The following is a 19,354-nucleotide window of genomic DNA, read 5'->3' as shown; positions in this document are numbered from 1 at the left end:
AGTGACGACAGGTTTCAGATTCTGTGGCTCGGGTTTCAAGGAGGACACCATGCGCTGCACCCTCGGGGTGGATATCGGCACATCCAGCAGCAAGGGTGTGCTGGTCGATGTCGACGGCGCGATCCTGCACTCCGCGACCAGGGCGCACGACGTTGATCGTCCGCACAGCGGCTGGGTCGAGATGGACGCCCGGATCTGGTGGGACGAGTTCATCGACATCGCACGAGAGCTTCTCGCGGCAGTGCCTGACGCCGAGGTCGTCGGCGTCGGAGTCAGCGGCATGGGCCCGTGCGTCGTGCTCGCGGACGAGCGCGACGAGCCCGTGCGGCCGGCCATCCTCTACGGCGTCGACACCCGCTCGACGGCCCAGATCCAGCGCATCACCGAAGAGCTCGGTATCGACGAGATCACCCGCGTCGGCGGCTCGACCCTCACCTCGCAGGCTGGCGGCCCGAAGATCGCGTGGATCGCCGAAGAGGAGCCGGATACCTGGGCGCGCGCCCGCCGCCTGTTCATGCCCGCCTCCTGGCTCGCCCGCAAGCTCACCGGCGCCTACGTGCTCGACCACCAGTCGGCCAGCCAGGTCTCGCCGCTCTACGACATCGAGCAGGAGCGCTGGCACGAGCCGTGGTGGACGCGGTACGCCGAGCGCATCGAGCAACCGCCGCTCGCCTGGGCCGGCGACATCGCCGGACGCGTGACGGCGGAGGCGGCATCCGCCACCGGCATCCCCATCGGGACCCCTGTCATCACCGGCACGATCGACGCCTGGACCGAGGCCGTCAGCGTCGGGGCGCACGAGGTCGGCGACCTGATGCTGATGTACGGCACGACCATGTTCCTGGTGACGACCGGCGACGAGACGCTGCGCACCCCGTCGATGTGGACGACCGCCGGCGCGTTCGCCGGCACCCGCAACCTCGCGGGCGGCCTCTCGACCTCCGGTGCGCTCACCGCCTGGTTGAAGGGGCTGACCGGCGCGGACTACCCGCAGCTGCTCGCCGAAGCCGCAGAGTCGGGGCCCGGCGCCAACGGGCTGCTCATGCTCCCGTACTTCGCCGGGGAGCGGACCCCGATCCAGGATCCCGATGCCCGCGGTGTGATCGCCGGCCTCACCCTCGAGCACACGCGAGGCGACCTGTATCGCGCGGCGCTCGAGGCCACGGCGCTCGGCGTCAGGCACAACGTCGAGACCATGCGGGCCGCCGGGGCGGACATCCGTCGCATCGTCGCGGTGGGCGGCGGCACCCAGGGGCAGCTCTGGCTGCAGGTCGTGTCCGACGTCACCGGACTCGTGCAGGAGGTGCCGGAGACGACGATCGGCGCGAGCTACGGTGCCGCATTCCTGGCCGCGACCGCGACTGCCGCATCGGATGCCGCACCATCGATCACCGACTGGAACCCGATCGCGCAGCGCATCCGACCGGACGAGTCGCTGCGCCCCCGCTACGACGCACTCTTCGACCGCTACGTGCGCCTGTACGAGCGATCCGAAGACGTCGTGCACGAGCTCGCGGCGACGCAGCGCGGGGTGTCGGCATGACGCGCCGTGCCAGGGGCATCCCGCACACCTCGCAGGTGACCGCCTTCCCGCTCGGCGGCATCGGCACGGGCAACGTATCGATCGGCGCCCGCGGCGAGCTGCGCGACTGGGAGTTCGAGAACCTCCCGGACAAGGGGCGACGCAACCCGCACTCCTTCTTCGCGATCCACGCAGCGCCAGAGGGCGGCGACGCAGTCACCCGGGTGCTGGAAGCCCGGCTCACCGGCCGCCACGATGCGGATGCCGGCTACCCCTTCGAGCAGCTCGCAGGGCTCCCTCGACTCGATGGCGCCACACTGCACGGCGAGTACCCCGTCGTCGATGTCGACTTCACCGACTCGGTGCTGCCGGTCGAGGTGTCGCTGCACGCCTTCACGCCGCTCGTGCCGCTCGACGCCGACGCATCCGGCATCCCGGCAGCCGTGCTCAGGTACCGGGTGACGAACCCAGGCGCCGTGCCGGTCGCCGTGACCGTCGTCGGCAGCGTCTCGCACACCGCCGGACGCGGCACGCCGGGACCGGATGCGCCGTGGGGGATGCGAGCCACCCAGACCGTTCGCTGGCGCGACGACGGCGATGTGCGCGGACTCGACTTCGGCATCGATCTGCCGACGGACGACCCCGGTCACGGCACGCTCAGCCTGACGACGACGGATGCCTCGACCACCGCGAAACCGCAGTGGGTCACGAGCTACTGGCCCGACGGTGCTCGCCTGTTCTGGAACGACCTGACCGACGACGGGCTGCTGGCGGCCGAACCGCGGCTCACCCTGGAGGATCGCCCGCGCGGGCTGTTCGCCGAGCTCGACGAGAGCGGGGCGCCGAGCTCGTCGAAGGGCGAACCGCTCACCGAGGCCGAGATGCTCGCCAAGCTCCCGCGGCTGCGCACCGGCTCGCTCGGCATCGTGCACACGCTCGCTCCCGGTGAGAGCCGCGACTTCGAGTTCGTGCTGGCGTGGAGCTTCCCGAACCGCCGTCGCGGCTGGCACGGGCACATCATCCAGGACGGGTCCCTGGGCTCCCCCGATGGGTCCCTGAGCTTGTCGAAGGGCGGGGAAGTCGTGCAGAACCACTACGCGACCCTCTGGCCCGACGCCTGGGCAGCGGCCAGACACCTGCACGCCGGACTGCCGCAGCTGGAGGCCACGACGGATGCCTTCGTCGAGGCGCTCTACGGCGGCACCCTCGACCCGGTGCTGATCGACGCGATCGGCGCCAACATCGCCGCCGCCCGCTCCACGACAGGCTTCGTGCTGGCGTCGCCGAACCCCGAGCTGGGGGAGGGGCCGGTGTTCGCAGCATGGGAGGGGTCGTTCGACCACGGCGGCTCGTGCGAGGGCACCTGCACGCACGTCTGGTCCTACGCGCAGACCCTCGCCTGGCTGTTCCCCTCGCTGGAGCGCAGCGCGCGTCGCGCAGAGTACCTGCTCGAGACCGACGACTCCGGCGCCCAGAAGTTCCGCGGGAACCGCATCTTCGGCGGACCCTCCTGGTTCATGGGCCCCGCCGTCGACGGACAACTCGGCACCCTGCTGCGACTGCACCGCGAGTGGCGGTTCAGCGGCGACGACGACTTCCTTCGGGAACTGTGGCCCGCGGCATCCCGCACGCTGGACTACGCGATCCGCGAGTGGGACCGCGACGGCGACGGCCTGCTCGACGGCGAGATGCACAACACCTACGACATCGAGTTCCACGGGGCGGAGCCGCTCGCGAACGGCGTGTACCTCGCCGCGCTCCGTGCGGGTGCTCGGATGGCCGCCCACCTCGGCGAGCCCGCCCGCGCAGCGGACTGGACCGCTCGAGCCGACCACGTCGCGGCCGCCATGGACGAGACGCTCTGGAACGGCGAGTACTACCGCCAGGTGATCGACGATGCCGATGCGTACCGCTACCAGTACGGCGACGGCGTGCTCTCGGATCAGCTGCTCGGTCAGTTCCACGCCTACGTCAACGGCCTCGGCCACATCCTTCCCGCGGAACGCGTCGACTCGGCGCTCGCCGCGATCGTGGCGCACAACCACCGCGACGACCTCTCGGCGCACGAGAGCACGCAGCGCGTCTACGCCCTGAACGAGGAGGGCGGGCTGCTGCTGGCGTCCTGGCCGCGCGGCGGGCGTCCGGCGATCCCCTTCGTCTACTCCGACGAGGTGTGGACGGGGATCGAGCACCAGGTCGCGGCCTCGTTGCTGTTCGCCGGCCGCCACGACGACGCGCTCCGCGTCGAGACCGCGCTGCGCGCCCGCTACGACGGCACGCACCGCAGCCCCTGGAACGAGATCGAATGCGGCAACCACTACGCCCGCTCGCTCGCATCCTGGGCGCTGCTGCTCGGTGCGAGCGGCGCGCAGTGGGACGCGCAGAGCCGGGTGCTGTCCTTCGCGCCGAGCGCTTCGGCAACCTCAGCGACCCAGGGTGTGGGCTCAGCGACCCAGGGTGTGGGCTCAGCGACCCAGGGTGTGGGCTCAGCGACCCAGAAGTTCCTGTTCACGACCGGCACGGGCTGGGGGCGCGTCGAGATCGACGACGAGTCCCTCACCCTGCATCTCGACGGTGGCACGCTCGACCTCGCCGAACTGCAGCTCCGCGACCGGACCATCGGCCGCGGCATCCGACTCCGAGCGGGCGCGGCCCATCGCGCACCGCTCACCCAGACCCCAACCCCGGAGGCATCATGACCACCTACACCCTGCCGACCCCGGCATCCCGTCCGGCATCCGCGCCCAAGACCGCGTACCTGATCGCCTCCGGCGACCTGCGCGAAGCCGCCAACACCGGCGGCTGGCCGGTCCAGGTCGAACTCGAAGCGGGCGTCACCGGCGTGTTCAAGGATCTCGGCTGGACCGTCATCCGCGCCAACGAGGTCGACCCGGCGACGGGCCACGGCTTCATCTCGAGCCAGCGCATGGGACTCGAGGTCTTCAAGAACATCCCAACGGATGCTCCGCTCATCGTCGCCGAGGCCGTCTGGCAGTACTCGCACCACGTGCTCGCAGGGCTCCGCACGCACGAGGGCCCGATCCTGACGGTCGCGAACTTCGCGGGTGACTGGCCGGGACTCGTCGGACTCCTCGGCCTGAACGCCGGCCTCACCAAGATGGACAAGCCGTACGCCTCGATCTGGTCGGTCGACTTCAGCGACGACTGGTTCAAGAACGGCATCAAGGAGTGGACCGAGACCGGGTCGATCACGCACGATGCCTCGCACGTGCGCGCGCTGCCCGAGCTGCCGGACAGCCCGGAGAAGGCGCTCGGCGAGGCGCTCGCCGCCGAACTGCTCGCCGAGAAGGCCATCATCGGCGTCTTCGACGAGGGCTGCATGGGCATGTACAACGCGATCTTCGACGACGAGCTGCTCAACAGGACCGGCATCTACAAGGAGCGCCTGTCGCAGTCGGCCCTGTACGCCGAGATGCTGAACGTCACCGAAGGCGAGGCGGATGCCGCCTACGACTGGCTGATCGAGGCGGGGATGACCTTCATCTACGGCGAGGACGCAGCGACCGAACTCACCCGCGAGCAGGTGCAGTGGCAGCTGAAGATGTACATCGCTGCGCTCCGCATCGCCGACGATTTCGGGCTCGACGCGGTGGGCATCCAGTACCAGCAGGGCCTGAAGGACCTCGTGCCGGCGTCCGACCTCGCCGAGGGCATCCTGAACTCCACCGAGCGCCCGCCGGTGACCTCGCGCGACGGCTCGCGCGTGCTGCATGAAGGACGCGCGTTCCCGCACTTCAACGAGGCCGACGAGGGCGTCGCGGTCGACGCGCTCGTGACCGATCGTGTGTGGCGCGCGATGGGCCTGGTGCCCGACAACACGCTGCACGATGTGCGCTGGGGCGAGGACTACGACGGCCAGTTCGTGTGGGTCTACGAGATCTCGGGGTCGGTGCCGGCCTCGCACCTCGGCGGATGGCAGAACGCCGAGGGCTGGCGTCAGGGTCACGTGTTCTTCCCGGCGGGCGGCGCGACGATCAACGGCGTATCGAAGCCGGGCGAGCTCGTGCTGTCGCGGGTGTTCATCGCCGACGGCATCCTGCAGGCCGACATCTTCCGCGCATCCGTCGTCGAGCTGCCGGCCGAGGAGACCACGCGCCGCAAGGACGCCACGAATCCCGAGTGGCCGATCGCGCATGTCGTGCTGCACGGCATCTCGCGCGACCAGTTCATGGCCCGGCACAAGGCCAACCACGCCCAGACCGTCTACGCGCCGGACGCCGAGACGGCCGACAAGGCGCTGATCGCCAAGGCGGCGATGTTCGCAGGCATGGGCATCAAGGTCAACCTGGTCGGAGACGTCGCGATCTGAGTTGGCTGGCTGGCTGAATGCGGGGACGGATGCCGGTGGCGTCCGTCCCCGCTGGGTTCACGTCTGGGGCCCCTCTGCTGGCCGCCGCTACTGCGAGCGCCAGAAGCGCGTCGCGAGGTTCGTCAGCTCCGTGTCGAGTTCTTCCAGACGGCGATCGATGGATTCGATTCGTGCCGAGAGCACCCCCTCGACGCGGCCGACCTCGGCGCGGATGATGCGGCTCAGTTGCGTGGTCATGAGCGTCATGCCGCCCAGCATGACCGCAGCGAACACCCCGATGAGTGTCCATACCTGTGGGTCGTTCAATCGCATGCCTCCAGTGTGCGTCCGGACGGCCAGGCTGTCACGGTATTCCGGTGCTCCTGGGCCGCTGGCGCAGGAGCGGTGGACAACTCGCTCAGTGCGCTGCCGGTGCAGCAGGAGTCGTTCGAATGGATCGCTACAGTGAGGGGATGCCCCCGGCCAAGCGCGTGACGATCACCGACATCGCGCGCCTCGCAGGCGTCTCACCCGGTGCCGTGTCGTTCGCGCTGAACGGTCGACCGGGAGTGAGTGACGAGACCCGGCAGCGAATCCTCGCGGTCGCCGCCGAGCACGACTGGCTGCCGAGCTCGACGGCCAGGGCGCTGACGGGTGCGCGCGCCGGCGTGATCGGCTTCGCCGTGAACCGCCCTGCCCGCACGCTCGGCGCCGAGGCGTTCTTCACCGACCTCGTCGCCGGAGTGCAGTCCGCCCTCGCGCCGCATCGCACCGCGCTGCAGACCGCCATCGTCGCCTCGGTCGACGATGAGCTCGCCACCCACCGTCGGTGGCGCAGCGCGCATCAGGTCGACGGCGTCATCGTGATCGACCCGCGCGACGACGACCCTCGGCTCCCGGCGCTGCGAGCGCTGGGACTGCCCGCGATCGTGATCGGCAGCGTCGCCTCCCGGCCCGGCGACCCGGCCACGCTCTGGGTCGACGACCGCCGCGTCGCTGCGACGCTGTTCGCACACCTGGTCGAGCTCGGGCACGGCGACATCGCCTACGTCGCAGGGCCGGCGGAGTTCCAGCACACGAAGCTGCGCGCCGAGGTGCTCGCGGCCACGGCCGACCACGCCCACGTCATCGCGACGGACTCCTCGCCGGCTGCGGCATCCGCAGCATTGCATGAACTGCTCGACCGTCCTGCGCCACCGACCGCCGTCGTGTTCGACAACGACGTGATGGCGATCGCCGGACTCCGCGCGGCGCAGGAGCGAGGCATCTCGGTGCCGGCCGCCCTGTCGATCGCATCGTTCGACGACTCCGTGGTCGCTGCCCTCGTGCACCCGTCGATCACCTGCATGACGCGAGACACCTTCGGTCTCGGCGCTGATGCCGCGGCGTTCCTGCTCGAGCAGATCGATGCCCCCGACGTGCTTCCTGACCGAGCCGCCGCCGTGCCGCGACTGACGGTACGCGACAGCACGGCCCCGCCGCGCTAGCCCGGATACCCGCTTCCGGTCGCAGTTGCTGCTGCCCCGCGCACGCGCCGGCGGCACGAAGTGCGACCGGAACGCCCCGTGCGACCGGAGCGCCGCACCTACACCGCCCGGTGCTCGACGACCGTGTTCTGCGAGGCGTACGACCAGGGCTCGACCACCGGGCGCACCAGTTGCGTGATGCCGCGCGCAGCGAGCACAGCAGGGTCGTCCGCATCCTTCGACGTCACGAAGGCGGGATCCGCCCCCGCCTCGCACGCGTCGACCCAGGCCTGGAAGATCGTGCCGCCTGGGCTCATCGCGCCTCGGCTGAGCGGTGTCTCCGCCTCGTCGACCTCGACCACGATGCCGAGCGTGCGGGCAGGTGCCGGCTGCCGCTCGCGCAGCTCGGGGATGAGCTCTGCGAAGCGGCGGCCGATCGGCTTGGCCTCGCCGTGCTGATCGACCAGGCCGAGCGTGTACTCGAGCTCGGGGAAGTCGGCCAGGCTGCGGCTCACGTCGTGCGAGCACCACCAGGTCACGCCCCACAGGCCGTCGGTGCGGACGACCGAACGCAGCGTCGCCTCGAGGAAGTCCGGGGTCTGCTCCGGCGTGAGGCAGTTCGAGGGGGCGCCGACCTCCTGCAGCCAGATCGGCTTGGTCGGGTCGGTCGCGAATGCCCGCGCCAGCTCGATCATGTACTCGGCATGGCGATCGGATGCCACGGAGCGCCCGCCGTACCTCTGCGCCGTGCCGTTGAAGATCCAGGAGTGCACCGTCGTGATGTCGCCGAGGCGCGAGGCCAGCGCCGGGGTGAACCCGTGGCCGTCCATGTACCAGGCGGCGTCGTACTCGCTGTGCACATGCTGCTGCGCCGGGGCGGAGGCGTGCGCGGCATCCAGCAGTGTGGTGATCCAGTTCGCGGCTTCCGCTTCGGTGACCGGCCAGGGGGAGGGATGCGTCTGCGCCGAGAACTGGTTCGTCTCGTTGCCCAGCGTGAAGCCGAGGAAGTTCGAGGCGTCGCCCAGGCGCTCGCCGAGGCGGGTGACCAGCTCGGCCTGACCGCTCAGGGCGTCCGGGTGCGTGAACATGTTCTTGTCGTGCCAGGTGAACAGCCAGGAGGGGATGAAGTCGAAGCTCGACAGGTGTCCCTGGATCACGTCGACGCTCGCGTCGAGTCCGAACTCCGCTGCGACATCGACCACGGCGCGCACGTCGTCGACGGCTTCCGGGCGGATCAGTGTGCGGTTCGGCTGCAGCACCGTCCACAGCGGGAAGATGCGCAGGTGGTCGAGGCCGAGTTCGGCGAGTGCGGCGAAGTCGCGGCGCACCTCGTCGAGGTCGAGCTTCATCCACGCGTGCATCCACTGCGCGCGCGGCGTGTAGTTGGCGCCGAAGCGCAGCGGGGCGGGGGTGTGCATCGGTGGTTCCTTCCGGCGGATTGCGCCCACTATACCGGTTTAGTTCGCGCGCGGAACGCCTGGAAATCGGCGAGTGAGATCGCGGCGTACGCGTGCGCCCACTCGAGCAACGCCTGACCGACGACGCGTCCGCTGCCGAGGTAGCCGGCGACGACGGATGCCGAGACGGACTGGCTGTGCGCGCGGGCGATCGTCGCGGCGCAGGCCTGGGCATAGGTGACGAAGGGGCCGTCGTCGAGCTCCTCGACCTCGATGCTCCCCTTCATGTCGTGGAACTGCCGCACGTAGTAGTCGGCCTCCGGTCCGCGCAGATGGCCGAGGAACGGATCCGAGAGCGCCTGCAGGATGCGCTGCATCGAGACGACCCGCGCACCCTCTCCTGAGGTCTCGATCATCTCCTGCAGCGACGCCGGCTGCTCGATGCCGCCGTACTCGACCAGCACGCTGCGTGACGCCTGCTTGGGCTGCATCAGCACGGTGCTGCCCTCGCCGTCCTGGAAGAGCACCAGGTAGCAGCGAGTGCCCACGCTGCCGACGCCGACCACGCGGCGGGCGACGTCGCTCACCGAGAAGTGCTCGAAGAGCAGCGCGATGTCCGGACTCGCGGTGCGCCGGTACTGCGCGACCAGGTCGTGCACGCGGTCGAGCACCTCGGCGCCGGCCATGGTCATGGTCGGCGCGTCGTGGCGGAACCGGCGGCGACCGTCGGCGTCCTCCTCCGTCAGTCTCAGCACCGCGCGTTCACCGGTTCGACGCTGCGCCTGACGGATCGCGCTGCGGGTCGCCTTCTGCGATGCCTTGTCGAGCATGCTCCGCGACGACTCCACGTCGAAGTGCGTGAAGTAGCGTGCGGTCGGGCTGAGGGCCGTGGCCCGCTCGATGCCCCGTGCGTAGGCGGCGACCGCTGCGAGCACGGCCTCGTCGATCACGGCGTCCGTCCTCCCCGATGCCTGCCCACCGACCACGATGCTGGCGACCAGCCGCTTGACGTCCCACTCCCAGGGAGCCCACGCGGCCTCGTCGAAGTCGTTGAGGTCGAACAGGAGGCTGCGTTGCGCCGAGGCGTAGAAGCCGAAGTTCGACACGTGGGCGTCGCCGCACGAGGCGACCAGGATGCCGCTGTGCGGGGCATCCGCGAGGTCGGCGGCCATCAGCGCCGCCGTTCCCCGGTAGAACGCGAAGGGGCTCGCCGACATGCGCTCGGTGCGCAGCGGGACCAGCTCGGCGATACGGTCGCGGTTCTGCGCGTCGAGGATGCCGAGCGGATCGCGTGGACCGGTCGGGATCTCCGCGAGGGCGCCGCGGGGCGTTCGCTTCCTGGCGGCGACGCCGTGGTCGAGGAGGGCGCGGCGCGAGGCCGGCGGAGTCCACTCGTGCATGGGGTCATTGTGGCAGGCGCGCGCAGGCGAGACGATGGCTGCATGGCGACCATCGACGAGGTGCGTGCGATCGCCCTCGCCCTGCCCGGTGTCGAGGAGCGCGCGAACGGGCACACGGGTGACCCGGCGTGGCGGGTGGCGAGCGGGCAGTTCGCGGGCGTGCGGGGCCTGCGCGCGACGGACCTGCGACAGCTCGCCGACCTGGGGCGGGAGTGGCCGGGCGGTGCGGTGATCGCAGTGCGAGTCGCGACGCTGGAGGAGAAGGACGAGCTGCTCGCGGCATCCCCGGAGGTCTACTTCTCGATCCCGCACTTCGACGGATACCCTGGGCTGCTCGTGCGGCTGGATGCCGTCGATCGTGACCGGCTCGCCGAGATCATCACGGATGCCTGGCTGACCCGGGTGCCGCCGAAGGTCGCGCAGGCCTGGCTCGCCGAACGCGGGCTGCGATGAGTGGCGTGCGTTCCTGATTCAGGCGGGCGGCAACCGCAGCACGTCAGGCGATTCGCCCCCGGTGAGATCATCGGCGATGCGGATGCTCCGGGCGAGATCGTCGAGCGCGCCCGTCAGCACCCCGAAGCGCTCCCGGTCGCTGCACATCGCGGTGAGCGTCACGAGATGTGTGCCGGTGTCCCACGTGTAGGTCGCGAACGGGGGATCGGTCGGCGTTGACGGCATCGGTACGAGCAGCTTCTCGCCGACGCCGAGACGCGTCGGGAACGACACCGTGTCGTCGTACTCCATGGGCATCGACGCCCGCGCGATCCGGATGTCAGGCGTGAGCTGCTGCGCGGTCGCAATCGCCACGATCAACTCCGGCTCCGCCTTCCACGTCCACACGAGTACGCGGCCATCGGCCTGCTTCATCATGAACGGCGCCGCCTGACTCATCGCCCACGCGCCGAAGCGCGAGCCGGGGCGCTCGGTGGCACCGAGCGCGGTGTTCGCCTGGCCCAGCAGCATCCGGATCGCGGCCTTGCGGTGGCGTCGTCCTCGCCAGCCCAGCGAGTCCGTCACGGGGATCCACAGCGCTGGATCGGCGTCGGCAGTCAGTCGCATGACTCAACGGTACGGGTTCCGGCTGGGGATGGCGGTACGGATGGCAGACGGACGCGCGGTGGTGTCGCGGTGCTGGGGATGTCGGTACGCCTCAGCCGGACGCGCAGGGCGCTCGGGTAGAGTGGCAGCGCCCCGACCAGGGCTTTCCTTGGCCGCCGTACCGTAAGGCAGCATGTCCTCTTCCCCCTCTGATCCGAGTGCTCCCGCGGAGCGACCGTTGCGCATCCTGATCGGCTGCGACACCTTCGCCCCCGACATCAACGGAGCCGCGCGCTTCGCCGAACGTCTCGCCGCCGGACTCGTCCAGCGCGGCCATGACGTGCACGTGGTGGCGCCGAACGTGGCCTACCGCCGTGCAAAGCCGCGCACCGAGGTGATCGAGGGTGAGCCGATGACGCTGCACCGCCTGCCGTCGGTGCGCTGGCCCCCGCACGATTGGCTGCGCTTCGTGTGGCCGTGGCGTGTGAAGCCCTATGTGCGGAAGATCCTCGACGAGGTCAAGCCCGACGTGGTGCACATCCAGTCGCACATCGTGATCGGTCGCGGCCTGGCATCCATCGCGGAGGAACGAGGCATCCCCGTGATCGCCACGAACCACGTGATGGCCGAGAACATCCTCGACCACAGCATGCTGCCGACATTCGTCGACAACGCGATCCTGAAGTGGGCCTGGGGCGACGCGAAGCGCACCTTCGACCGCACCAGAGCGATCACGACACCGACGCGTCGCGCCGCGGACTTCCTCGAGGGCTCGATCGACGTCTCCGGAGTCATCCCGGTCAGCTGCGGCATCGACGCATCGCAGTACACCCCCGTGATCGCACCGCGCGAGCAGAACCGCATCATCTTCGTCGGCCGCCTCACCGCCGAGAAGCAGGTCGAGGTCATCCTGCATGCGATGACCAAGCTCGACCCGGCGCTCGGCACCACGTTCGACATCGTCGGCGGCGGCGACCAGCGCAAGCAGCTCGAGTCGCTCGCGGCGAAGCTCGGGCTCGCCGACCGCGTGACCTTCCACGGACGCACCTCCGATGAGGAGCTGCGGGCGCTGCTGTCGCAGGCCAGCCTGTTCGTGATCGCCTCGATCGCCGAGCTGCAGTCGATCGCGACCATGGAGGCCATGGCCTCGGCGCTCCCGATCGTCGCGGCGGATGCCGTCGCCCTCCCGCACCTCGTGCACGACGGCGAGAACGGCTACCTGTTCCCGCCCGGTGATGTCGACCAGCTCGCCGCCCGGTTGACCGATGTGCTGACGGCGGAGCCCGCAGAGTACGCGCGGATGCAGCAGGCATCCGTCGACGGCGTGGCCATCCACGACATCAACCGCACGCTCGACACGTTCGAGGCGCTGTACCGCGACCAGCCCCTGCCCGAGTAGTCGAGGCGCCCGCATGCACATCGTCTTCTTCGGCGATCAGCACCTCGATTCGCTCGGCGGTGCCCAGGTCTCGATGCGACTGCAGCGGGAGTTCCTCGAGCGCGCAGGCCACACCGTGACCGTCGTCGCTCCGCGCATGCACGGGCCGCGTGCGGCAGCGCCGTCTGCGCGCCCGACCGACGACGTCGATCTGCCGTCGATGCCGGTCACCACCGACCGTGAGTACTCGATGAGCTGGCCGGGCCGCGCGACCGACCGCATCCTCGACCGCGCGATGTCGCGGCGTCCGCCAGTCGACATCGTGCACGTGCAGGCGGACTTCTGGGGTGCGTTCATCGGCCACCGCTACGCCGCCCGCCACGGCATCCCCGTGGTCCACACGATGCACAACCGCGTCGACGTCGGCATCGCCGCGGTCACGCCATTGCACCGGCCGGTGCTCGGCGTGCTCAACATCTGGCGGCGTGCCGCGCTGCGCGGCATCGGTGCGCCGGTCGCGGGGAGCGACGGCTGGGCGTTCCTGCGCGGGCTCGCGGCCGGTGCATCGGCGGTCACCGCGCCATCGACGCATTTCGCGCGTCGTCTCGAGCAGCATGACGTGTTCGCCCCGGTCGACGTGATCTGGAACGGCATCGACGACGACGTGCGTGCCGCGACGCTCGCGACGGCTCCCGCCGAGCGCGAGCCGGGACGCCCTCGGTTCGTGTGGCTCGGGCGGATGAGTCCGGAGAAGCGACTGCTCCCGTTCCTGGACGCGTTCATCGCCTCCGGGGTCGACGCCGAGCTGGAGATCATCGGTGGGGGAGCGCAGCGCGCCGCGGCCGAGAAGATCGTCGCCGGACACCCGCACGTGCGGTTCTCCGGTCGCCTCACCTACCCGCAGACGCTGGCGCGCATCGCGGCCGCCGACGCGCTCGTGCAGACCTCGATCGGCTTCGAGACGCAGGGGATGACCCCGTTCGAGGCTGCGACGCTCGGCACGCCCTCGGTCATCTGCGATCCCGACATCGCCGCCGAACTCGAAGGCGGCCTGTGGGCGGTGCCGGGGTCATCGGCTGCACCCGGTTCTCGCGAGCAGGAGGCGGAGCGCATCTCGGCGCTCGCCCGCACGCTGCGCGACGCTGCCGGCGACATCGCCGCAGGGACCGCGCCAGTGCCTGTTCCAGCCGTGGTCGAGGGGTTCCGTCAGTCGTCGCGCACGGCGGCGATGATCGAGGTCTACGAGCGGGTACTCGCGCCCACCCGCTGAGTCGTCGCGGTGGCAGCGCCCGGGTTCAGTAGAAGCGGGAGAGGAGCGCCCCCGCCCACCCGGCCATGGCGCTCAGGATGTGCGAGCCGGCGATGCCGATCGCGATTCCCGCGAGCAGGTGCGGCGCCGGACGCCGGAGCGCCACGAGACCGAGCACGAGCGCGACGACCGCTCCGATGAGCGGCACCACACCCACCAGTGCCTCGAGGCCGCCGATCGCGGATGCCGTGTACTGGGCGACGGAGTAGATCAACGGTCGCGCCAGGGAGAACAGCATCCCGATCGCGAGGGTGACGAGCGCCACGATGAAGGCCACACGGCCGAGGACGTTGCCCTGCCGCGGTGCGGCGGGAGCGGCTCCGGGATGCTGCGCGGCCGGCGGGTACTGTGCGGTTGCCGGGTTCTGGGGTGCTGTCGGGTACTGGGGCGCCGCCGGGTACTGCGGCGCCGCCGGAAGGGGCGAGGCAGACGGCGGCGCGGGTGGGGCGCTCTGCTGTGCCCACGGCGGAACAGGATGCTGCTGCGGCTCGCTCATGACGACGAGCGTAGTCCTGGGTCGTTGGAGCGGCGGTGCGTTCAGCTCTTCGCGCCGGTGAACGCGAGCGTGCCGCCGAGCCCGATCATCATGGCCCCACCGGTCGCGGACAGCCCCGACATGCGGCGCGGCGAACGTGCGAACCAGGCGCGGGCGGTGCCGGCCGCGAGTGCCCATACGCTGTCGCACACCAGCGCGAGGGTCTGGAAGATCAGGCCGAGCAGCAGGAGCTGCATCCAGACGGGACCGGCCGAGGGGGCGACGAACTGGGGGAGCACTGCGACGAAGAATGCGATGGTCTTGGGGTTGGTGATGCCCACGATGAACCCCTGGCGCAGGAGCTTCCCGGTGGACGCGGGCGTCTGCGTCGCATCGGTGCGGTGATCGTGGCGGTGTCGGATGGCCTGGATGCCGAGCCACACGAGGTACGCGGCGCCGGCGAGCTTGATGACGGTGAAGGCGGCGACGGATGAGGCGACGATCGCTCCGACGCCGAAGGCCACCGCGAGCACTGCCGGCACGGTGCCAAGGGCGTTGCCGACGACGCTCAGCACTCCCGCGCGACGCCCGAGCGAGAGTGACCGGCCGATCACGAACAGCACGCTGGGCCCGGGGATGACGATGATCACGACGGAGGTGACGACGAAGGCGATCAGGGTGTCGAGGGGGAGCATGAGCCGACGCTACACCCGCGGGTCGTGGCCCCCGACGCGGTTCCAGTCGGTGGGCTGCTGCCGATAGCCGTCGCGGCGCAGCTCGACCACGGTGGCGATGGTGGCCCAGAGGACCAGGGCGGCGAGGGCGATGAGGAGTAGCATGGCAGAAACACTACGATCGACGTCGAACGGCCACGAGTGGCAGAATAGACGCTGGTCGAAGGAAAACTGCCAACCGGGAGTCCACATGAAGACGGTCGCGTGCATCATCCAGGACGGATTCGCCCCGTTCGAGTTCGGCGTCGCCTGCGAGGCCTTCGGTCTCGATCGCTCGGATGACGGCGTGCCGAACTTCGACTTCCGAGTCGTGGCTCCGCGCATCGGCGTCGTGCCCTCGAAGATCGGCTTCTCGGTCAACGTCGAGCACGACCTCTCCTTCGCCTACGAGGCCGACCTGGTCGTGTTCTGCCCGCTGCCGCGCTCGCACTGGGACCGGATCGACCCGCTCGTGCTCGACGTGGCCCGCGATGCGGTCGCCCGTGACGCCTGGGTCATGAGCGTGTGCAGCGGATCATTCATCCTGGGCGCCGCGGGCGTGCTCGACGGACGCCGGGCGACGACCCACTGGATGTACTCGGAGGTGATGGCGGAGATGTACCCGCAGATCGACATCGACCCCGATGTGCTCTTCGTGCAAGACGGCAAGATCATCACGAGTGCGGGCACCGCAGCCGGCATCGACGCCTGCCTGCACCTGCTGCGTCAGGAACTCGGCGCGGAGCTCACGAACCGCATCGCTCGTCGCATGGTGGTTCCGCCGCAGCGCGATGGCGGGCAGGCGCAGTTCATCGACCGCCCGCTGCCGGTGGTGCCGAACGACCTGCTCTCCGCCGTCGCCGACTGGGCGGTCGAGCACCTGCGCGACGACCTCGGTGTCGAACAGCTCGCGGCGCGTGCCCTGATGTCGCCTCGCACGTTCGCTCGGCGCTTCAAGGCGGAGTACGGCGCGACGCCCGCCGCGTGGCTCGCCAGGCAGCGCATCATCCAGGCGCAGCGGCTGCTCGAGCGCACCGACCTGCCGCTCGAGCAGATCGCCGATGAATGCGGTTTCGGCTCGGCGGCCGTGCTGCGGCAGAACTTCGCGCGCGTGCTCGGCCTCACCCCGACCGCCTACCGCTCGCGGTTCTCCTGCGCCGATGACGCGGCTGGTGCGGAGTCCGCAGCCTGACGACCGGGTCACCGACGGTCGGGTCGGCCGCTCAGAGCCGGCGGGTCGTCGAGCGCTCGACCAGCGTGCACGGCAGCACCAGGTGCGCCCGCTCCTGCGTCGGGTCGTCGAGCAGCGAGAGCGTCAGCTCGACCGCGCCGCGCGCCATCTCGGTGATGGGCTGACGGACCGTGGTCAGGTCGAACGCCTCCCAGGACGACATCGCGACGTCGTCGAAGCCGAGGATCGACACGTCCTCCGGCACCGAGACGCCGAGCGCCTTCGCGGCGTTGAGCGCTCCGAAGGCGACGAGGTCGTTGTGGCAGAACAGCGCGGTCGGCGGCGTCGCCAGCTGCAGCAGCCGCGTCGCCGCCTGGAAGGCGCGGGTGTAGTCGAGGTCGGCGACTTCGAGCAGATCGTCGTCGAACGTCACGCCGGCGGCATCCAGCTCCTGCAGGAAGCCGTCGTGACGATCTGCGACGGATGCCGCCCCCAGCGGCCCGGCGATCACCCCGATGCGGCGGTGCCCGAGTGAGACGAGGTGGCGGCCGGCGATCCGCCCGCCCTCGAGGTTGTCGGGCGAGATCGTGGCCGTCTCAGGGGCGGTTCCCGGTCCCATCGTGACCGAGGGGACGCCGAGCGAGACGATGCGTCCTTCGTCATCCGCCGGCAGCAGCGTCGTGGTGAGGATGACCGCGTCGACGTTGGTCTCCCAGAGCGTCCTCGCGAGGTCTTCCGTGGTGTCGGCGCGACCGCTGAGGATGAGCGCCCGATACCCGGCCAGGGAGAGCTCGTCGCTGATCGTGTGCAGCAGTTCGGCGTAGTAGCTGTTGCGCGGATCGCCGAGCACGACGCCGATCGTCTGCGTGCGGCTCGTGACGAGGCTCCGCGCACTGAGGTTCGGGCGGTACCCGAGCTGTTCGATCGCCGCCTCGACCTTGGCGCGGATGCGATCGGACACGCCTGCATGGCCGTTGACGATCCTCGACACGGTCGTCTGCGACACGCCTGCCGCCTTCGCGACATCGATGCTCGTCACTCCGCGTGACTTGGGCGGCATGGTCGCTCCTCTTCCGGCCGGGATTCTCATCGTAACGGCGATGATCCCGCGGATGACTACGCAGTCGCGTGATCCCAGTGCGCCGGCGACGGAAGCGCGTGATCGTGCACGTCGACCCCGGAGGGCGTCACGGATGCGGTGGCGTACAGCAGCGACTGCGTGGGATACCCGTGCGGCCGGTTGTCGCGGATGATCGCGCGGTCGTCCTCCGGGGCGAGCTCGGCGCTCTCCGCGAGCAGGGTGATCCAGTCATGCGCCCAGTCCGCGCGTTCTGCGGCCGGCGCCAGCGCGCGGAACCGCGGCAGCCACGCCTGGATGCGCGGGGTGACCGCATCGTCGAGGTCATCGTGCGCGATCATGTGGGTGCCGGGGGCGACCGGCGTCTCACGCAGGGTCACGCCGTCCCACGACAGGACGCGGGCGCCGTCGGGGCCGACCTCGAGCAGGTTGAAGCCGTGCATCGGCAGCGCGCCGACGGGGGAGCGCCCACTGACGGACTCGAGAGCGAGGGAGCCGCGCGACACCGCCCGCTCCTCCGGCAGGTCGCGCACATCCGCGCGGTTGAGGAGCACGGCCAGCCGCCGCTCCGCCGGGTTCACCGCGAGCCACGCGCCGCCCGCCCGGCGGTCGCGGATGCCGATCACGCCTGGGTACTGCTCGGGCCACCACGGGCCGAGGCCGTCCCACTCGCGCTCCGGGTCCTCATCGCGCACCGCCAGCAGTCGTGCGGACGCAGCATCCTCGACATCGATCACGACTGTGCACACACTCGCAATCCTAGGTCGCCCACCCCGCCGGGGATCCGTGCTGCGGTGTCCGTCGCTGCAAAAGCTTCCGGCCCGCTCGCGCCCTCCCTGCGGCAGAATCGAGAGGGTGAACATCGTCGTCGGAGTCACGGGCGGTATCGCCGCCTACAAGTCCGTGCACCTGGTGCGCCTGCTCACGAAGGCGGGTCACGACGTGACCGTGGTGCCGACGGAGGACGCGTTGCGCTTCGTCGGAACGCCGACCTGGGAGGCGATCAGCCGCCATCCTGTGACGACGAGCGTGCACGACGACGTCGCGAAGGTGCGTCACGTCGCCCTCGGACAGGCCGCCGACCTGGTGATCGTGGCACCGGCGACCGCGAACACGATCGCGTCGATGGCCGCGGGACTTGCGAGCGATCTGCTCGGCACGACGCTGCTGGCGACGCTTGCCCCTGTCGTGATCGCTCCGGCGATGCACACCGAGATGTGGCGGCATCCCGCGACGCAGGCGAACATCGCGACCCTCCGCTCGCGTGGCGTGCACCTGGTCGGTCCGGCTGAGGGCGAGCTCGCCGGCGGCGACACCGGACCTGGGCGGATGTCGGAGCCGGAGGAGATCGTCGAGCAGGCGCTCGCCGTCCTCGCCCCGCAGGACCTCGCCGGTCTCCGGGTCGCGATCTCGGCCGGCGGCACCCGTGAGCCGATCGACCCGGTGCGCTTCCTCGGCAACCGCTCGAGCGGACGCCAGGGCGCAGCCCTCGCCGCGGAAGCCGCAGCTCGCGGCGCCGACGTCGTGCTGGTCGCCGCGCACGTCGATGCCGAGGTGCTCGCCGCGGCGGAGCATTCGTCGATCCGCGTGCGTCGCGTCGGGACCGCGGCGGAGCTGTCGACCGCGATGAAGGATGCCGCCGCCACCGCGGACGCGGTGATCATGGCGGCGGCCGTGGCCGATTATCGGCCGGCTGAGGTCGCCGAGCACAAGCTCACGAAGGAGCAGGGTGTGCTCACGCGCATCGACCTCGTCGAGAACGAAGACGTGGTCGCAGCGCTCGCCGCAGCTCGCGCGGGCGGTCGGGCGCCGGAGGGGCAGATCATCGTCGCGTTCGCCGCCGAGACGCTGACGGATGCCGGGGAGCGGCGTGAGCGCGCTCGCCGCAAGCGTGAGCGCAAGGGTGTGGACCTGCTCGCCGTGAACCTCGCCGACGCCGAGCACGGCTTCGAGCAGGCCGACAACGCCGTCGAGATCATCGGAGACGGCGGCGGCGTCGTCGGCGAGGCGTCTGGGGCCAAGCGCGAGGTGGCGAGGGCCATCTGGCGGGCGGTGATCGATATGCGCTAAACTTGAGTCAAGTCCACTCAACTTTGAG

General features: G+C 70.4%; 18 protein-coding genes. 9 read left to right on the top strand and 9 right to left on the bottom strand.

Features of this window, described 5'->3' with window-relative positions:
- Window positions 1–49 precede the first annotated feature (49 nt).
- From RS83_RS04145 to RS83_RS04135, 3 genes are read left to right on the top strand one after another with little or no spacing between them, the layout of a single operon-like run.
- Window positions 50–1,543, top strand: coding sequence for an FGGY-family carbohydrate kinase (locus RS83_RS04145; protein ID WP_045278255.1), 1,494 nt, complete (start codon window positions 50–52; stop codon window positions 1,541–1,543).
- Window positions 1,540–4,221, top strand: coding sequence for a GH116 family glycosyl-hydrolase (locus RS83_RS04140; RefSeq protein ID WP_045278254.1), 2,682 nt, complete (start codon window positions 1,540–1,542; stop codon window positions 4,219–4,221). Before RS83_RS04145 ends, RS83_RS04140 begins: the two co-directional genes overlap by 4 nt.
- On the top strand, window positions 4,218–5,852 hold the full coding sequence (locus RS83_RS04135) for a fucose isomerase (RefSeq protein WP_045278253.1): 1,635 nt from the start codon (window positions 4,218–4,220) through the stop codon (window positions 5,850–5,852). The genes RS83_RS04140 and RS83_RS04135 overlap by 4 nt, the downstream gene beginning before the upstream one ends.
- An 87-nt stretch (window positions 5,853–5,939) precedes the next feature.
- Here RS83_RS04135 and RS83_RS04130 read toward each other — a convergent pair whose 3' ends face one another.
- The gene (locus tag RS83_RS04130) at window positions 5,940–6,164 is read right to left on the bottom strand and encodes a hypothetical protein (protein ID WP_045278252.1); all 225 of its coding nucleotides are present in this window, start codon (window positions 6,162–6,164) and stop codon (window positions 5,940–5,942) included.
- A 140-nt stretch (window positions 6,165–6,304) separates the two neighbouring features.
- Between RS83_RS04130 and RS83_RS04125 the strand changes: the two genes are divergently transcribed.
- Window positions 6,305–7,318 (top strand): LacI family DNA-binding transcriptional regulator, encoded by a 1,014-nt coding sequence (locus RS83_RS04125; RefSeq protein ID WP_045278332.1) that lies wholly within the window; start codon window positions 6,305–6,307, stop codon window positions 7,316–7,318.
- Window positions 7,319–7,416: 98 nt separating this feature from the next.
- Here RS83_RS04125 and RS83_RS04120 read toward each other — a convergent pair whose 3' ends face one another.
- Together RS83_RS04120 and RS83_RS04115 are read right to left on the bottom strand one after the other, a co-directional pair.
- Window positions 7,417–8,715, bottom strand: coding sequence for a glycoside hydrolase 5 family protein (locus tag RS83_RS04120; protein WP_045278251.1), 1,299 nt, complete (start codon window positions 8,713–8,715; stop codon window positions 7,417–7,419).
- 29 nt (window positions 8,716–8,744) lie between these two features.
- The gene (locus RS83_RS04115; protein WP_045278250.1) at window positions 8,745–10,094 is read right to left on the bottom strand and encodes a DUF2252 domain-containing protein; all 1,350 of its coding nucleotides are present in this window, start codon (window positions 10,092–10,094) and stop codon (window positions 8,745–8,747) included.
- Between the two features lie 42 nt (window positions 10,095–10,136).
- Between RS83_RS04115 and RS83_RS04110 the strand changes: the two genes are divergently transcribed.
- Window positions 10,137–10,547, top strand: a complete 411-nt coding sequence (locus tag RS83_RS04110; protein WP_045278249.1) for an MmcQ/YjbR family DNA-binding protein — start codon at window positions 10,137–10,139, stop codon at window positions 10,545–10,547.
- Between the two features lie 18 nt (window positions 10,548–10,565).
- On the opposite strand, the gene RS83_RS04105 is transcribed toward RS83_RS04110, so the two are convergent.
- On the bottom strand, window positions 10,566–11,153 hold the full coding sequence (locus RS83_RS04105; RefSeq protein ID WP_045278248.1) for a hypothetical protein: 588 nt from the start codon (window positions 11,151–11,153) through the stop codon (window positions 10,566–10,568).
- A 172-nt stretch (window positions 11,154–11,325) separates the two neighbouring features.
- Between RS83_RS04105 and RS83_RS04100 the strand changes: the two genes are divergently transcribed.
- A complete protein-coding gene (locus RS83_RS04100; RefSeq protein WP_045278247.1) occupies window positions 11,326–12,531 on the top strand; it encodes a glycosyltransferase in 1,206 nt (401 codons plus the stop codon).
- Window positions 12,532–12,544: 13 nt separating this feature from the next.
- A complete protein-coding gene (locus RS83_RS04095; protein WP_045278246.1) occupies window positions 12,545–13,780 on the top strand; it encodes a glycosyltransferase in 1,236 nt (411 codons plus the stop codon).
- 25 nt (window positions 13,781–13,805) lie between these two features.
- Here RS83_RS04095 and RS83_RS04090 read toward each other — a convergent pair whose 3' ends face one another.
- Genes RS83_RS04090 through RS83_RS19170 form a run of 3 tightly spaced genes read right to left on the bottom strand, consistent with a single transcriptional unit; the run spans window position 13,806 to window position 15,133 of the window.
- On the bottom strand, window positions 13,806–14,315 hold the full coding sequence (locus tag RS83_RS04090) for a hypothetical protein (protein WP_045278245.1): 510 nt from the start codon (window positions 14,313–14,315) through the stop codon (window positions 13,806–13,808).
- A 41-nt stretch (window positions 14,316–14,356) separates the two neighbouring features.
- The gene (locus RS83_RS04085; RefSeq protein ID WP_045278244.1) at window positions 14,357–14,989 is read right to left on the bottom strand and encodes a LysE family translocator; all 633 of its coding nucleotides are present in this window, start codon (window positions 14,987–14,989) and stop codon (window positions 14,357–14,359) included.
- A gap of 9 nt (window positions 14,990–14,998) precedes the next feature.
- Entirely contained in the window at window positions 14,999–15,133 is a 135-nt protein-coding gene (locus tag RS83_RS19170) for a hypothetical protein (RefSeq protein WP_269429875.1), read from the bottom strand.
- An 85-nt stretch (window positions 15,134–15,218) separates the two neighbouring features.
- On the opposite strand from RS83_RS19170, the gene RS83_RS04075 reads away from it, so the two are divergent.
- Window positions 15,219–16,199, top strand: coding sequence for a GlxA family transcriptional regulator (locus RS83_RS04075; RefSeq protein WP_045278242.1), 981 nt, complete (start codon window positions 15,219–15,221; stop codon window positions 16,197–16,199).
- 31 nt (window positions 16,200–16,230) lie between these two features.
- Here the strand turns inward: RS83_RS04075 and RS83_RS04070 are convergent, their stop codons facing one another.
- Both RS83_RS04070 and RS83_RS04065 read right to left on the bottom strand, forming a co-directional pair.
- Window positions 16,231–17,238, bottom strand: a complete 1,008-nt coding sequence (locus RS83_RS04070; protein WP_197072060.1) for a LacI family DNA-binding transcriptional regulator — start codon at window positions 17,236–17,238, stop codon at window positions 16,231–16,233.
- 56 nt (window positions 17,239–17,294) lie between these two features.
- Entirely contained in the window at window positions 17,295–18,005 is a 711-nt protein-coding gene (locus RS83_RS04065; protein WP_045278241.1) for an NRDE family protein, read from the bottom strand.
- 106 nt (window positions 18,006–18,111) lie between these two features.
- On the opposite strand from RS83_RS04065, the gene coaBC reads away from it, so the two are divergent.
- Window positions 18,112–19,326, top strand: a complete 1,215-nt coding sequence (gene coaBC / locus RS83_RS04060; protein WP_045278240.1) for a bifunctional phosphopantothenoylcysteine decarboxylase/phosphopantothenate--cysteine ligase CoaBC — start codon at window positions 18,112–18,114, stop codon at window positions 19,324–19,326.
- The last annotated feature ends 28 nt before the right edge of the window (window positions 19,327–19,354 follow it).

This window comes from Microbacterium oxydans, assembly GCF_000956525.1.
In the GTDB taxonomy this organism is placed as follows: domain Bacteria; phylum Actinomycetota; class Actinomycetes; order Actinomycetales; family Microbacteriaceae; genus Microbacterium; species Microbacterium oxydans_A.
Note: the sequence above shows the minus strand (reverse complement) of the source record. Positions and strands in the feature narration are given on the sequence as shown.